The sequence below is a fragment of the Pseudoalteromonas sp. TAB23 genome, from assembly GCF_000498075.1.
Lineage (GTDB): Bacteria > Pseudomonadota > Gammaproteobacteria > Enterobacterales > Alteromonadaceae > Pseudoalteromonas > Pseudoalteromonas arctica.
In genome coordinates this window covers 19,510-34,958 of the sequence record NZ_AUTP01000308.1, presented here as the reverse complement: position 1 = coordinate 34,958, position 15,449 = coordinate 19,510, and the positions used below count along the sequence as shown (strand labels likewise).

Here is a 15,449-nt window from a genome sequence, read left to right as displayed (position 1 = left end):
AAGGTTTGGGTTACAAGGCTTTGTTAATAATAAAGAATAAGTATTTATGTTTGACCCTAGCGTAACCATTTTTGAAAGCACACAGAATCAGCTTGCAGAAAGTCCTCTTTGGCACCCTATGCTGAATACTTTTTTTTGGGTCGACATAAATAAAAAATTACTTTTAAGCAAAAAAATACACAGCGAAAGCCAACTAAAAACAATTAATATGCCTGATACGCTCAGTGCAATAGCGTGGATTGATGAGCAGCACTTGTTGCTAGGTACAAGTACTGGTTTATACAAATACCATATTAATTCGAGTACTCGCCACCTTATTCTTAATATTGAAAATACACAACTAAATAGGCGTTCAAACGACGGCCGCGCTGATCCATGGGGTGGTTTTTGGTTAAGTACAATGGATGTAAATGCTAAAAAAAGTGATGGTAAAATATACCGTTATTATAAACGCCAGCTTAAAGTCGTTGTAAGTAACTTGAGTATCCCAAATGGATTGTGCTTTGATAAGCCACGTTTACGCGGTTATTACTGCGACTCTTTAACGAGTTGTATTTATGTATTAGATTTGGATGAGCAAACTGGCGAACCTTGCTCTGAGCCACGTGTTTTTTATCAATTTAATAATACTGATGTTGACCCCGATGGCTGCGTAACCGACCAATTAGGTAATTTGTGGCTAGCTGTGTGGGGAATGGGGTGTGTTATATGTTTATCCCCAGACGGTGAGCTAATTAAAACAATAAAGCTTTGTGCAATAAAACCGACATGCACTGCATTTGGTGGTGAAAATGCTGAATTGTTACTTGTGACATCGGCATTTGATGAATCGATTAATAATACTGTTACTGAACAAGGCGCTGTATTTCAAATCTCAGGCATAAAAAACGGGCAGTTTGAGCCGCCCGTTTTACTGTAACCTGTAATTCACAGTGCTTGCTTTTTACAGTGATGATTAGTTTTTAGGCCTAACCCACATAACACCTACTTCTTTTTTGGTTACTAAAACCTCAGTACCGGCGCTAATTGGTTGCTCACTTTTGAGTTTCCAGCTAATACCTGAATATTGATGTGTAGTTAAATCTTGTTATGTACCTGGGGCCTCATTTCAACGCCATACTTAGCTTTGTAAGCGACAATCACTGATAAGTAAATTAACTCCATCAACAATTAGTGAGGTGTTATATTTAGTGATATCTGATTATTACTTCAAAGTACTCTATGAAGAAGGCGCAGTTTTGTGTTAATAATTAAACGCTGAGTGGTTGTATTGTTTATAATTTCAGCGTGTATAGATTATCACTACAGCGAACTTTTAACCACTAAAACTCACTGTAGCGCGCCGACTTAGTCGGTTTTTTAAAAACTGGCTATTTTATTTCTGCCTGTTTCTTTTGCGTTATAAAGGGCTATGTCGGCGTTAGTTATAACTTCTTTAGATGTTGTTTTTTGATTGGGTATAAGGCTATAAAATCCAATACTCAAAGAAAGGTAATTACTAGCACTTGAAAAATTATGTTCAATTGCGAGTTCTGCGATTTTTTCCTGAATAAGAACAGCAAACCTTTGACAATGATCTGTGTCGACTGCGGGTAAAATTATCGCAAATTCTTCACCACCGAAACGAGCGGCTAAATCACCTTCACGTTTACAAAGATCATGCAGCGCTTTGGCAACTTGTTTTAACACTTCGTCACCTAGCTGATGCCCATAGTTATCGTTATAACGCTTAAAAAAATCAATATCACACATTATTAAACTAATGGGTTCTTTATTGCGTGCGCCGCGCTTAATTTCGCATTTTAAAGTTTGATCAAAACAGCGTCGGTTAGCAATGTTTGTAAGGCCATCAGTATTAACTTGTTTGTTAAGTTTATGATTGGCATTAATGAGTTGCTGTTGAGCTTGTTGTAGCTCTTGCTTATAATTTAAATTTTTGAAAGCATTAGCAAGCATTTCACCTACTAACCTTAAGCGAATAAGGTCTAAATCAGTCCAGTTTCGCTTTTGAACAACGCAATCACAGCCTATAAAGCCAACGAGCTCTTTGTCATAACGTAGACCAATGCAAAGTACTGATTTTATTTTTTGTTGCTGGAAAATTGTTTTTTCGCTCGTTGCTTGGATAGGTAACAACGTTACATCGTTAACTCTAAATAAGTGAGTACGGGCCATTAAAGTAAAAAAATAAGGGAGGTCGCTTTTTGGAAGGTCCTGTAAGTCGTCTTTAAATGCTTGTATATCGTTATTTACCCATTCGTGAGTGTTATTTATTGTTTTACCGTCCTCGGCAAACTTAAATAAATAACTTCTATCTGCGTGGCATACGGTACCAATAGCTTTTAATGCATAGTTGATATGCTTATCAACGTCGTCGTTTTGAATATCAATTAAGTCAGTTGATATGTTCGAAATGATATTATCAAAATCATATTGTTCTTCGACATTGTTATTTAATATATCAATGATAATAATTGAATGTGAGTTAGGTAATTTTGCAAATTTTACATTGAGTAGTAATTTAGATGTTTGTTTTGATAAAGCAAACTGGCATTGATTATTTGCTGTAAAATAGTCTAAGAATAGATCTTCGATTAACAGTTCTTTTTTACTGTGATGATTGGTCAAAGTGATGTGTGCAAAATCAATTTTATTAAAATGTGATTGGTCTTTTAAGCCAAACAAGTCCTGTGCTTGGCTGTTAACTTTAAATATATTTTCATTGGCATCATAAAGTAATACACAAAACGGCAGTAACTCCAAGTTTCGCCATATTTCATCTGATAGGTTATTACTCACTCAACTCTCCATGTGTTTAAGCCACAATTAAATTGTTATCTATTGTATTTTTTATTGTTTTTACTTGGGCGTGTTAATCGTCCTTAGATCGAGCTCAAAGGGCAGCGCATGTTTTGTATTTATACTGCGTTATTGCCTATTTATGGGGAATAGCCACACTACATAGACTCTGCCTTGCCTAAAAAACAAAAATACTACTGCAAATTCAACCACCGAAGTTCAACAAGCCCTACTAATTATTAGCACATTTTTTTGATTTACTAAGTTTTTAGTGCGTTTGAGGGCGGTACGTATTATAATTGATACTGTATATCATTACCCTTTTCTACTCTAAGCCATCTTTGGTTTATTTGCACTTTAAGTATAGGTTATTCAAGCATTTCATGACAGAAATCACTACACACCAAGCTTCTCGTCGTCGGTTACTTATTGCGCTAGCAATTACGTGTTCGTTTATGGTAATTCAGGTTATAGGTGCTTATTATTCTAATTCGCTTGCTGTACTTGCCGATGCGGGGCATTTGTTTGTTCACAATAGCTCGTTATTCATCGCACTGATTGCATCAAGTCTCGCTATTCATTTTGCTAAAACCTATAACGATGGTCATCAAAGAGCCGAGCTTTTGGGTGGTCTGGTGAACGGATTTTTATACCTAGCAATCAGTTTAATTATTTTGTATGAAGGTGGTGAGCGCTATATACACCAGCATGAAGGAAATGAGCTGGCTATTAATAGTTATTTAATGTCGGTTATTGCTGCTATTGGTTTTTTGTTTCATGGTGCTGCTGCATGGGTTTTATATAAAGGCCGCAAAGCGAGTATTAATGTTTACGCGGTATTTTTACATTCATTCTTTGATTTGATTTCTACCGTATCGACATTTGTGGCTGGTATTCTTATATATTTTACGGGCTGGGTTGTTATCGATATTTTATCGAGCATGTTAATCGCCTCTTTCGTGTTGTTTACCGGTATTAAGGTTATTATTAGTTGTATAAAAGGTTTACGCTTAAATAAGGCAAAACTCCCTAAAGTAGCAGATATTGAAAGTGAGATTACAGATATGGAGCATGTTCACAATGTCCATAACGTCACTGTAACGCGTAAATATAAGGGTGTAGTAGTCGGGGCGCACGTTGTACTTAAAGAGCATTGTACTATTGAAAAACACGATGAAGCATGTCGTATGAAGGTAGAACAACTGTTAGCTGAAAAATTTAATGTACGCAATAGTGTATTACAAATAGAAAGCCACGAATGCCATCACATCCATTAGTAGCATCTAATTAATATAAAAGCGTGTAATAATGATTAGCACGCTTTTAATGTTTCAAATCAAATCAAATCAAATCAAATCAAATCAAATCAAATCAAATCAAATCAAATCAAATCAAATCAAATCAATGATATTGCTAAAACAATCGCTTTTACGTAAGTCTTTAGCATCCATTGGCCTTGCAAAGTAATAACCCTGCAGTACAGTACACCCAACCTCGGCTAAAAAGATCATCTGTTCGCGCGTTTCTACTCCTTCTGCAATACAGTAAAGATCTAGGTTTTCGGCCAACGAAAGAATGGTTTTAATAATCGACTCATCACCTTTATCTATACCAATACTGTTTACAAAGCTTTGATCTATTTTAATAACATTAATAGGAAATTGGCTCAAATAGGTGAGTGACGAGTAACCAGTACCAAAATCATCAAGTAGTAATTTAAACCCAGCAGCTTTTAAGTTTTGTAGTTGCTTGGCTGCTTTGAGTTTATCTTCTAGTAAAATACTCTCTGTTATTTCAAGTCTTAATTGTCTTGGATGAACTTGAGAGTCCGCTAATATGGACATTAGCCGCTGGGTTATGTTTGTTTTTAAAATGTGTTTAGGAGATAAGTTTAAAGATATATAAAACAATGGGGTTGCGCTTAGTATAGGTGCAATTTCAATAAGAGCTCGTTGCAATGCTTGCTCAGTAAGGAGCTCTATTAAACCGGTTTCTTCTGCTACCGGAATAAAAAGTGCTGGGGATACTAACTGGCCTTCATTTTTCCAGCGCATGAGTAACTCCACGCCATTTATTGTTTTTTCTTCTATGTCTATAATGGGTTGATAGTGATTAAAAAATCGGTTGTCTTTCACTGCATCTTTTAAATCATTTTCGAGCAGTAATTTTTGTTTTATCAGCTCATTCATTTCATCGCTAAAAAACTTAAAGTCGTTTCTCCCGCCTTGTTTAGCGTGCATCATCGCAACATCGGCATTACGGATAAGTATATCGGTGGTTACAGCATCGAATGGGTATAGAGCTACGCCAATACTGGCTGAAATATTAATAGAGAAGTCTTCAATAATTACTTTATTAGCTAACTCATTACTAATTTTTCTTACTGTATCGCGAAGAGACTGAAGCGATTTTATATTTTGAATCAGCACTAAAAATTCATCACCACTTTGGCGACCAAGTTTTGCGTTTGCGCCAAGCATACCGTTTACTCTTTGGGTAATATTACAAAGCAGCTTATCGCCAACTGCGTGGCCAAAAGAGTCATTAACAGGTTTGAACTTATCTAAATCAATAAATAATAATGCGCATTGGGTATTGTTTTTATCGGCATATTTAATCGCCTTTTCAATGTTTTGATACATTAAACTACGATTAGGTAGGTGCGTTAGAGGGTCAAAATTAGCCAAATAGCGCAGTTCGTTTTCAGCACGTTTTTGTTCAGTTAAATCTGTAATAACAATCACATAGTAACTTGCAGTGTCTTTTGTTACAGCTGTGCCACTTATATGTATTGGGTGTTCGTTATTTCTTGCTGTTCTTATATAAACATCACTTTGCCAGTTTTCAGTTGGTTTTAATTTTTTTAAAATACTAGCAAACTCTCTGCACTTATCTTTACCAATTGCTTTAATAAACAATTTAGGGCTAATTTTGGTGGCCGTTTGCTCGTTTGAAAATGTTTCAATAAAACTATTGTTCGCAGAAAATGGCATTAAACGCTTATCGAGTATAAGTAACCAATCGTTTATTTGGCTAAACGCTTCACCTAAAATTTTTGCTTGTTGCTCATTAGCTCGTTGCTCGGTGATATTGGTATATATACCAGAAACATATAGCGGCTCATTTGTTTGAGGATCGTATATAACTTGCCCTGTATCTTGATACCAGAGCCAATGGCCATTTTTATGCTGTAAACGGTAAGTTGCTTGCCAGTTTTGTTGTTTTTTGTACTTGAAGTAGTTTTCCCATTGGTTTTCAAAACGACGTCGATCGTCTGGGTGTATTAGCGCTACAAATCGGTCTATATGCAAGCGTTCAGGTAAGTCTGTATAGCCTAATTCACTTCCTCTAAGTGTGCTTACGGAAGCATCTTTAAAATTATAATCCCATACGCCGCTTTTATTATTTTTAAGCGCGAGTTCTGTTTGTTTTTGCGAATGAATAGTGGCTCTATGGGCTTGTTCAATTGCTACTTGGCGGCTGCGGTATTGCCAAAAAATGAAAAACAACACGGCAATTATTAAAACTACATAGGCGACAATAGCAAAGGGTGACTTCCATGGTGCGTAGGCAACATTTATTTGAATGCTAATCGCATCGCTAGTTCTAAGCCCTTCTTTAGTGTGTGCCGATATTGTTAGCGAGTAATTACCGGGTTGGAGTTTAGTGAAAAAGACATGATTAGATCTTAAGTCTTCATAGGAAAGCGAAGTGGGCCCATCAAGAACTACTCTATAATACGTTTTTTCGGCATTCGGGTATGCAAAGGTGGAAAAATTGACGGTTAAGCCCATGTCCTCATAACCTAATTCAAGAGGCATATTGAGGTATTTATTAGGGATATAATTCAGCTCTCTCGTAAAAAGGTTTATATCTGTAATGGCTAAGTTTTGATGGCTAAGCTGTTCTTGTTTTAAAAAGTCTGATGGATCAAATACAATAGCACCTGTGTTGTTAGTTCCAAACATAAGCCGACCATCATTTAGTGGTATCGCGGCAATAGCTGAAAATTGATTAGTAACTAATCCGTCTTTTGTCGAGTAACTTGCCACACCAAGTGTATCGAGGTTTAGCTGATATAACCCATTTTTAGTGCTAATCCATAAAAAACCATATTCATCAGGTAAGAGGTAATATATTTCATCAGTATTAAATGCATTTTTTGAGCCAATGTGATGCTTAATTTTGTAGGTTACTGGGTCTACACCAAATAAACCTTCATATGTACTGGCTAACCAGAGAATATTTCTTTTTGTATCTAAATAATAGTTTTCTATGGTTGTAAAAAGGCCATTTTTAGGGTTTAGAGTTTGAAAAATACCTGTCAATTTTTGTGTTTTTTCGTTGTACCTATATAGATTTTTATTTGTGCCAATAACAAATTCGTTCGGGTGGCTTTCAAATGGGGTATAAAACGAGTAGGTATTAATGGGGTCTAACAGTTCTTTAAGACCTCTTATAACTCTAGATTTACCCGTTTTTTCATCGAGTACATAATAGTTTTTATTAGTTAAAAATGCATATTCATTTGATTTTATTTGAGCGAAACCAAATATATCATATCGTATTAGTAAATCTTTATTAGCACCTGTATTTTCAATAATTTCGCCGCTTTTCTTGTCAAAAAATTGAAAGCCATTAAAAGTTGATAACCATAGGTAATCGTCTCCTATTGATGATGGAAATATATCGAAAATAGCAGCACTACCAAATGCAGCTTTGGGGTCGGTGGTATTGAGAAAAATTTCGGTTTGTTTAGTGAGTGGCTCATAACTGGCAATGCCATCATCGGTAGCGNGTGGATGGTATTGTTACCAGGTAAAAATATATGTTTAAACCGGCGTGATTTAATTGGCCAAGTAAATACGCCTTGGGTTCTTGAGGTAAGCCAAAGTGTACCGGACTTATCGATCATAATATCATTAATAGAGTTTTCACTTACATCAAACTTACTTTTATCAAAGCTTAATATGAATTCAAACTCTCCAGTTTCTCGATGGTAGCTATATAACCCTTTTTCTGTCGCAACAAATTCACCGTAAATACTATTGATGTATTCCCATATATTATAGTCCGGGATTACGGTTGTTATATTTGAACTGTCTATTTCTTTATTATCATTAAAGGCGATTTGATACATACCTTCAACAGTACCAACAAGCAAACCTAACTCGTCATCCACTTGTAAAAATTTTACATTTTTATTGTCTGCTGTTGTTTTTGCTGGGGTATGGAGTGGCAATTCAACTAATTGGTTAGTCGCTAAGTTTGCAATAAATAAACCACTGTTAGCTCCCACATAGAGTGTATTGTTGTCGATTTTTAATGCTCGGATATAATCATCTTTACTAGGTAAGCTTAATATCGATACAAAAAGCTTACTTGCTTTATCGTATCTGAATACTTGTTCATCTATGGCTAAATAATAAAGACCTTGCTGTTCAGCTATTGCTGAAATAGGAGAGTAAAGCTGCTTTTCTTTATCTATTTGTCCAGAGTAAATTTTTTCTGTTTTTAGCGTTATTGGATCAATAATGTATGCACCTGCAATATCGGTAGAAACTATCAATTTACCATCATTTGTTTTTAATAATGCATATATGTAATGTTTATCTAAACCAAAGCCGCCGTCAAACGCGGTAACTTGATACCCATCAAAACGGTTTAAGCCAAGCTGAGTCGCTATCCATATAAAGCCGATATCATCTTCTTGAATGTTAACAACGTAACCATGCGATAGGCCTTCGTCAGTAGAAATTCGTTGTAATTGTTGAGCATAGTTTTGTGATGCAAAAGTGCTTTGGATGCATAGTAAAAAAGTAATGGTGATATGAAAAAAAAATTTGCTCAAACGCACTTATAAACACTCTCAGTGGAAGATAGGATGATGCTTAGCTAGATAGTAAATATAGCATAAGTTTTTATTTTTTAATTACAAATAATATACATAACGCTAAAAGTTCTATTTTTAAATAGTGAGCTACTCTATACAGATAATAGTAAATGCTTATAAGGAGAGTATAGTGCTTTTCTCTAATATTGATGCAAAAAACAGCGTGTTATTAGTTATAGACTTACAAGAGTTGCTTGCTCCTGCAATTAAAGATTTTCCGAATATTTTAAAAAGCACATTGCAGTTAGCTCAAGCGGGTATTATTCATGGCGTTCCATGTTTAGTAACGGAGCAATATGTGAAAGGTTTGGGCGAGACTAATCAGCAAATTAAAAATACGTTACCTAATGCCACGTATTTTCATAAAACGTACTTTAGTTCGTGTGCAGAGCCTGGTTTTGTTGATACGTTAAAAAGCCATGGTAAAAAGCAAGTTGTTGTTGTGGGCACTGAAGCACATGTGTGTGTTTTACAAACATGCTTAGATTTAATAGAAAATGACTTTGAAGTTATTATTGTTTACGACGGAGTTGGTTCGAGAAACCCGCAACATAAAAATTTGGCGATTGAGCAGCTACGTCAAGCTGGAGCTGTAATTTCATGCGCTGAAATAGTAATTTTTCAATGGACAAAAAAAGCTGCTACGCCTACGTTTAAGAAAATACTGCCTATAATTAAGTAAGGCTTTGAACATTTTTATATAACGTGGATGATATTTATTAGGAGAGTTGCTCCAATTTAGGTGTTGTGACGTACATATATTAATGTGTTTAATACACTATAAATTTTATTAAAGGGTTTTATGTCTAGTGTCACTCGGTTATTTATCATAATTTTTAGTCTTCTATTTGTTGAATCCATAGGGATTGGTTTGTATTTTGGGACGTTAACTCAAGCATTTATTGTTGGACTACCACTTTGTTTACTCCCTATCTGGTTACTTAAAACACAGTCAGATAACCCTATCACTGCACATGTAGTTGCAGCTGCAATAATGATGTTTTCTTTTTTACATATTCAGCAGGCTTTTGGGTTAATCGAAGTACATTTTGAAATATTTATCTTAATGGCTGTACTTATAATGTTTGTACAGTGGCGAGTGTTTATTACCGCTATTATTTTTGTAGCGGTACATCATTTATCTTTTTATTATTTACAAACTCAAAATACGGGTTTTTACGTATTTGACCCTGATAGACTCGCTTTTACTACGGTGCTAATTCATGCTGGATACGCAATAGTTGAAGTATTAGTTGCAGGCTATATTGCAAAAACGCTGCAACGGGAACGTCGTGCGGGCTTATCTTTAAGTTATGCGACAGAACAAATAATGAAAGATCCTGAAAACATTAAACTCTCTCTTCGCGCGGATGACACTAAAAGCGAAGCTGTAGCAGGATTTAACACATTACTAGATTACTTATCTGATGTTATTAAACAGGTACAAACTCAATCAGAATCATTGCAAAAAAACTCACAAGAGCTTATTGATGTTCACGATCAGTTAGCGAGTGGAGCGGTTCAACGTACGCAACAAACCGATGATATTGCTAATTCTGGCGCTCAAGTTGCCAATGGCTTTAAACTTGTAGAAGAAGAAAGTGAGGTGCTTAAGCGCCAAGTTGACCATATTACACAATCTGCAGGTGATGCATTAAAAGAAGTGCTTCAAACAGACGCTAAAAGTAGAGAGTTGTTAACACTGCTTAATCATACCGAAGAAAAAATAAATCACTTAGTGGCAGCTGGCGATGTTATTTCAGGGCTTCTTAATGAAATATCAGGCATTGCTGAGCAAACAAACCTACTTGCTTTAAATGCAGCTATTGAAGCTGCCCGCGCAGGCGAACACGGTCGAGGTTTTGCTGTTGTTGCTGATGAGGTAAGATCTTTGGCTAACCACAGTAAAGCAACAACAGATAAAATTAGTCTTACATTAAAAGATCTTGTTAATAATAGTAAAACGTCAACGCAATCAATGAGTCAGTGTGTGAGTTTTGTAGTTGATTTAACAAGTATTAGTGCTGCAATGAAAGAAAATATTTCAGCAATGAGCGAGCAAATAGCCGCAGTATCTTCAAGCTCTGACTCAGTTGCACAAGTTGTAGCGGAGCAGGCAGGTAATACCGAGTTAATAGCAAGCAGTACTGATACTATGCGCCAAAATCAGTACCAAGATACGCAAATAGTGCAGCAGTTAACCGCTAAGGTGCAGTTAATCGATGTAAGTATTGATGTATTAGAGCAAAGCATTGCCAAGTTTAAATAAATCTAACTCTTTTGTATTTTCGCTTATAGCTATATGGCTTGTTTGTGTTGTTGCAGGGTTAGTTTATTTTCAGTTAGAGCAACTTAAACCGTTTGATAGCTCAAAAGTTTTATTGCAAAAGCACTGGTTTAATAACTTTAAAAAGCAATTGGACTGGGTTGACACTAATGAAGCGTCGTTAGTGCTTATAACTGAAAAAAATTGCGGGTGCACCATACAGGCTAAACCACATATTTCATCGTTAAGCTCTTTTGCTGCCAATAAAGCTATGAAAGTTGTACAAGTTGAATTAACACCAAAGCTTAAACACGTTATTCCGGCAACGCCTGCCGCCGTTATTATTAATAAAAACGGTGAGTTTGTTTATGCCGGTCCGCTCTCTGAAGGATTAGCGTGTGCCCAAGGAAGTGGCTTTGTTGAAACTGCGGTCACTAATTTAGCTGCAGGTTTTAATTCCAACCTTTTAATTACGCAAACCAAGGGGTGTTACTGTGTAAACAATGCATAAATAACGTGCAGAAAAAATTAAAGCTCGCACTTGAATTAACAGGTTCGAGCTTTAATATTGATTAAATTGTAACTAAGCCATAAATACCTAATGAGACAAACACACAAGCAGCAATAGCACGTACGGTGTTTAGTGATATTCTTTTTAGTAATGCATTACCAGCATATATAACAGGCACGTTAGCAATTAGCATACCTAAAGTGGTTCCTACCGTTACCCAAAACACAGACTGATATTGTGCGCCTAGCAACACTGTCGCTATTTGTGTTTTATCACCAATTTCTGCAATAAAAAATAATACAAAAGCGACTAAAAAAGCCCCGTAGCTATCGTATTTACTACTTACATCTTCGTCTTTATCTGGAACTAATAGCCAAAGGCCAACAACAATAAAGCTGATGTTTACAAGCCAAGGTAAATATTCAGAAGAAAAACTATTACTTAACCACTGCCCAAACCACGCTGATAAACCATGATTGAGTAAAGTTGCGGCTAAAATACCAAGAATAAGCGCGCCTTTATTACGAAAGCGGGCGGCTAACAGAAGCGATAAAAGCTGGGTTTTATCGCCTATTTCGGCAAGTGTGACAGTGACGGTTGAGGTTAAAAAAATTTCCATTATTGATTCTTACAGGCGGGNCCCGCCATGAGGATAGTGTCTACCTAGGTCTCGCCGATAACGCTTGCTACAACATTACAAACTTACCATGCACATGAGGTGCAATTATGTTGATAAGTTTACTCATTACTGAGCGGGCTACTCCCCTAAGAGGCGTGCATTATTCCATAACTTTATTTTTAGGTAAATATAGTAAAGAGAACAAATACCATCTTTTAATAAATAATTTTTATTTATTAGTGAGGAATGTATTGATAACAATTGTCGTTTAGATTAGTATGCACTTATTGAATGTAATTAACACGGTTTGTATTAATGTATATTTGTCTTTGTCACGGTGTGACCGATAAAAAAATTGAGCAAACAATTGACGATGGTGCAACGACCATGCGTGAATTAACTAAAGAGCTTAAAGTAGGCAGCCAATGCGGTAAGTGTTGTGGTTGTACTAAAAAAATCCTTAATCGCAGACTTATTCAGATTGCTGATGTAACGGATCAAGTTGCTTAATTACATATAAAAACTTAGATATAAAAAAAGCAGCTTTTTAGCTGCTTTTTTTATGCTTGTTACTATTTACAGTTGAGACTGCAAGTAGTTTTTAATACCCGTATTTTTAATAAGTAATTGTTGGGTTTCTAACCAATCAATTTGCTCTTCTTGTTCATTTAAAATGTGATCAAGAGCTTCACGGGTAATATAATCTTTTTTGTTTTCAGCCAGTTTAACTGCGCTACGTAACTCATCAATAGTATCGAGTTCAAAACCCATATTAGCTGCAATCATTTCTTCGCTGTTTTCACCAATACGTAATCGGCCTAAGTCTTGAAGATTTGGTAAGCCTTCTAAAAACAAAATACGTTCGATTAAACGATCGGCGTTTTTCATTTTTTGAATTGATACTTTGTAATCTGCTTTGTCTAGTTGAGTGAAACCAAAATCTTTAAACATGCGTGCATGTAAAAAGTATTGGTTAATACCAACAAGCTCATTAGCGAGTACTTTATTAAGCGCTGCAATAACGTCTTTATCGCCTTTCATAATATGCTCCTACTAAGCCATTTGTGCTTGATGATAATTTTCAGAACCAATCTTATCAATTAAGCCAAGTTGTTGCTCTAACCAGTAAACATGGTCTTCTTCGGTATCAAATAACAGTTTTTCTAAAATGCTACGAGATTGATAATCTTGTTGTTCTTCACATATTGCGATGACGTCTTTAACACACGCAACTACTTCAAGCTCTAGTGTTAAATCGTTTTGCATCATGCTTTTTACATCGTTACCGATAAGTAAATCACGGCGCTTAGTCATATTTGGTACACCTTCTAAAAACAAGATGCGCTTAATAAGCCAGTCTGCGTGATCTTTTTCTTCTTCCATTTCGTGGTTAAGGCGCTCGTATAGTTTGTTTAAACCCCAGTCGTCATACATGCGCGAGTGTATAAAATACTGATCGATTGCTGCTAATTCGTTAGCTAACAATGTATTAAACGCATCGATTACTTTTTGATTACCTTTCATGATAAATCGCCTTAACTATTTCAATTGTATGCAGTGTAGTACAAATAACCTATATTGCAAGTTTTCTCTATAAAAATCATTGCGTTACTATTGGTTTTGATTCTTATTTAAGTTTGCGTTACTGCTTGGTTTATGGACAGTTTTTTATTTGCATTAGCATCTAATACAAGATCATGATTGCTAGATAAAAAGTGAGATGTTTATTTATGTGGGATTTGTTGAGCATATAGGCATGCAGGGCATGCCTATTACGTGCGTTTATTTGTTAAAATTGATATTTAGCACCCAGCGTTGCGGTTGTGCCTAATCCTTTAATGTTATATCCACCGTAGGTGTATGCCTGTGCGCGGGCAGGGTAGTAATCACTATTGAATAGGTTTTCTATTCCAAAATACCCACTCCATTGAGCGTTAACATTGTATTGGCCACTTAAGTTAAATGTGTTGTAGCTACTAACAGGGCCCTGATCGCCAGAGTATTGGCCTTGCGCATTTTTATCAAAACGCTTTCTGTCGCCTACATATAAAAAGCTCATTGCAAGAGATAGTTCGTCATTTGTTTGCCACGTTACATTCGCTGTTGCTTTAGGTGGGCTAATTTGACTTGCGCCTAGATAGTCATCAGCTTCGGTGTTTTTACCTTCTACGTAACTGTATGTGGCGCTTAACTTAAGGTCTTGGGTAATAGTGTAATTAACTAACCCTTCGTAACCCCATATTTCTTGTGGCGCACGCACAGGTTCGTAAACTCCTGTTACTTCATTATACTCATTACTTGTACCAAGCTCTGAGGTACTTCTGTAAAGAGCAAATTCAAAACGTACGTTTTCAAACTGTGAGGTAAAACCAACTTCGTAATTGTCGATTATTGAGGCTTGTGTTTGAATAAGTGCAATGTCGTCAACGGTTGCAGCGCGAAGTAAGCGACCTATATCAGAAATATCAGAGCCCTGTGAGTAACTAAAAAACGGGCTAAAGACATCGGTTAAGTTATATTTAATACCGGCATTATAGGTTGTTGCATCGTAATTAATGGTGTCGCCACGCACATTTAATGGTACTGAACATTGCGATGCGGTTTTGCAAAGTTTTAGCGTTTGGTAGTCACTTACGCTCAAATCAATGCTTTCGTTTCTTACACCCGCTTTTACAATAATGTCGTCGTTTATTACCCATTTTGTTTGTAAAAAGCCTGCCACACTTTCCATGTCCATTTCTGGCACCCACACACGGCCATCTACTAAAGGTTGCGATGTTTTATCGTTTAAGGCATCAATACCGTAGATTAGGGTGGCTGTTACGTTTTCAAAATCAAACTGACTATTAAATGTAGCTCTGGCACCTTGCTTGTCTGATTTAATAACCGATTGACCACCGCTATAACCTTCATCAAGATTGGCTAAAGCGGTTGAGAAAAAGAATACGTTTTCTATATTTTGTTTATACAGATCGAGGGTCATTTGTGTGTTTTCAAACAACGCGTAATCAACATATTTTAGGGTTATATTTTCGTTGCCTTCTGGGCCTTGCGGTTTACCTTGTTTTTGAAGCTCTAAGGGGACGTGTATAGCGTATGTTTTTTCCCCTATATTGCCATCGCCAGTAACATCGCCTAAATCAGTTTTTTGCTGTGAGCTGTAAAAGTTATAGCTAAACTGCAGTTGCTTTTCGTCGTCAAAATCATAAGTTAGTTTGGTAAAATAGTTTTGAGTTTCAGAGTCTGATAAACCATATTGCAAGCCTAAAATATCGCCCTCTGCATCGCGTTGTACGCCGTTTTCTTCATAGCTTGCCGTTAACAGGTAGCTTAGTTTATCGAGCTTTCCGTTTACTGCAGC

Annotated in this window: 10 protein-coding genes and 3 pseudogenes (1 of these 13 running past the window's edge); 6 read left to right on the top strand and 7 right to left on the bottom strand. The window is 36.2% G+C overall.

The features are described from left to right. Positions 1 to 46 precede the first annotated feature (46 nt). Positions 47 to 919, top strand: a complete 873-nt coding sequence (locus tag L654_RS0119765; RefSeq protein ID WP_024608850.1) for an SMP-30/gluconolactonase/LRE family protein — start codon at positions 47 to 49, stop codon at positions 917 to 919. A 36-nt stretch (positions 920 to 955) separates the two neighbouring features. On the opposite strand, the pseudogene L654_RS1000000127435 reads toward L654_RS0119765, so the two are convergent. Together L654_RS1000000127435 and L654_RS0119760 are read right to left on the bottom strand one after the other, a co-directional pair. Further along, positions 956 to 1,093 (bottom strand): annotated as a pseudogene (locus tag L654_RS1000000127435) (NfeD family protein); the annotation flags it as partial. A 266-nt stretch (positions 1,094 to 1,359) separates the two neighbouring features. Beyond that, positions 1,360 to 2,799 (bottom strand): diguanylate cyclase, encoded by a 1,440-nt coding sequence (locus L654_RS0119760; protein ID WP_029753713.1) that lies wholly within the window; start codon positions 2,797 to 2,799, stop codon positions 1,360 to 1,362. A gap of 383 nt (positions 2,800 to 3,182) precedes the next feature. Here L654_RS0119760 and L654_RS0119755 point away from each other — a divergent pair, with 383 nt between their 5' ends. Further along, positions 3,183 to 4,076, top strand: coding sequence for a cation diffusion facilitator family transporter (locus L654_RS0119755; protein WP_024591870.1), 894 nt, complete (start codon positions 3,183 to 3,185; stop codon positions 4,074 to 4,076). A 114-nt stretch (positions 4,077 to 4,190) separates the two neighbouring features. On the opposite strand, the pseudogene L654_RS01000000126465 reads toward L654_RS0119755, so the two are convergent. Next, a pseudogene (locus tag L654_RS01000000126465) lies at positions 4,191 to 8,656 on the bottom strand (EAL domain-containing protein). Positions 8,657 to 8,822: 166 nt separating this feature from the next. Here L654_RS01000000126465 and L654_RS0119745 point away from each other — a divergent pair. The 3 genes from L654_RS0119745 (at position 8,823) to L654_RS0119735 (ending at position 11,469) form a co-directional block, all read left to right on the top strand. After that, complete coding sequence (locus L654_RS0119745) at positions 8,823 to 9,374, top strand: isochorismatase family protein (protein WP_024608849.1); 552 nt, start codon at positions 8,823 to 8,825, stop codon at positions 9,372 to 9,374. 120 nt (positions 9,375 to 9,494) lie between these two features. Further along, a complete protein-coding gene (locus tag L654_RS0119740) occupies positions 9,495 to 10,961 on the top strand; it encodes a methyl-accepting chemotaxis protein (RefSeq protein WP_024608848.1) in 1,467 nt (488 codons plus the stop codon). Continuing rightward, positions 10,945 to 11,469: a DUF6436 domain-containing protein gene (locus L654_RS0119735; protein WP_024608847.1), complete on the top strand. Its 525-nt coding sequence runs from the start codon at positions 10,945 to 10,947 to the stop codon at positions 11,467 to 11,469. Before L654_RS0119740 ends, L654_RS0119735 begins: the two co-directional genes overlap by 17 nt. Before the next feature lie 61 nt (positions 11,470 to 11,530). On the opposite strand, the gene L654_RS0119730 is transcribed toward L654_RS0119735, so the two are convergent. Then, positions 11,531 to 12,088 carry a TMEM165/GDT1 family protein gene (locus L654_RS0119730; protein ID WP_002960626.1) on the bottom strand — a complete coding sequence of 186 codons (558 nt, stop codon included), beginning with the start codon at positions 12,086 to 12,088 and terminating at the stop codon, positions 11,531 to 11,533. A 315-nt stretch (positions 12,089 to 12,403) separates the two neighbouring features. Here L654_RS0119730 and L654_RS0119725 point away from each other — a divergent pair, with 315 nt between their 5' ends. Beyond that, a complete protein-coding gene (locus tag L654_RS0119725) occupies positions 12,404 to 12,598 on the top strand; it encodes a (2Fe-2S)-binding protein (protein ID WP_002960627.1) in 195 nt (64 codons plus the stop codon). A 66-nt stretch (positions 12,599 to 12,664) separates the two neighbouring features. Here L654_RS0119725 and bfr (L654_RS0119720) read toward each other — a convergent pair whose 3' ends face one another. From bfr (L654_RS0119720) to L654_RS01000000126460, 3 genes and pseudogenes are all read right to left on the bottom strand, one after another. Beyond that, positions 12,665 to 13,129 carry a bacterioferritin gene (gene bfr / locus L654_RS0119720; RefSeq protein WP_010554007.1) on the bottom strand — a complete coding sequence of 155 codons (465 nt, stop codon included), beginning with the start codon at positions 13,127 to 13,129 and terminating at the stop codon, positions 12,665 to 12,667. A 12-nt stretch (positions 13,130 to 13,141) separates the two neighbouring features. Next, a complete protein-coding gene (bfr, locus tag L654_RS0119715) occupies positions 13,142 to 13,612 on the bottom strand; it encodes a bacterioferritin (protein WP_002958985.1) in 471 nt (156 codons plus the stop codon). Positions 13,613 to 13,877: 265 nt separating this feature from the next. Then, positions 13,878 to 15,449 (bottom strand): annotated as a pseudogene (locus L654_RS01000000126460) (TonB-dependent receptor) (it continues 550 nt past the right edge of the window).

Bases quoted from the DNA above. Each gene is read 5' to 3' on its own strand.
- L654_RS0119725 (WP_002960627.1), top strand. From the start codon at position 12,404: ATGTATATTTGTCTTTGTCACGGTGTGACCGATAAAAAAATTGAGCAA.
- L654_RS0119730 (WP_002960626.1), bottom strand. From the start codon at position 12,088: ATGGAAATTTTTTTAACCTCAACCGTCACTGTCACACTTGCCGAAATA.
- bfr (WP_010554007.1), bottom strand. From the start codon at position 13,129: ATGAAAGGCGATAAAGACGTTATTGCAGCGCTTAATAAAGTACTCGCT.
- bfr (WP_002958985.1), bottom strand. From the start codon at position 13,612: ATGAAAGGTAATCAAAAAGTAATCGATGCGTTTAATACATTGTTAGCT.
- L654_RS0119765 (WP_024608850.1), top strand. From the start codon at position 47: ATGTTTGACCCTAGCGTAACCATTTTTGAAAGCACACAGAATCAGCTT.
- L654_RS0119740 (WP_024608848.1), top strand. From the start codon at position 9,495: ATGTCTAGTGTCACTCGGTTATTTATCATAATTTTTAGTCTTCTATTT.
- L654_RS0119755 (WP_024591870.1), top strand. From the start codon at position 3,183: ATGACAGAAATCACTACACACCAAGCTTCTCGTCGTCGGTTACTTATT.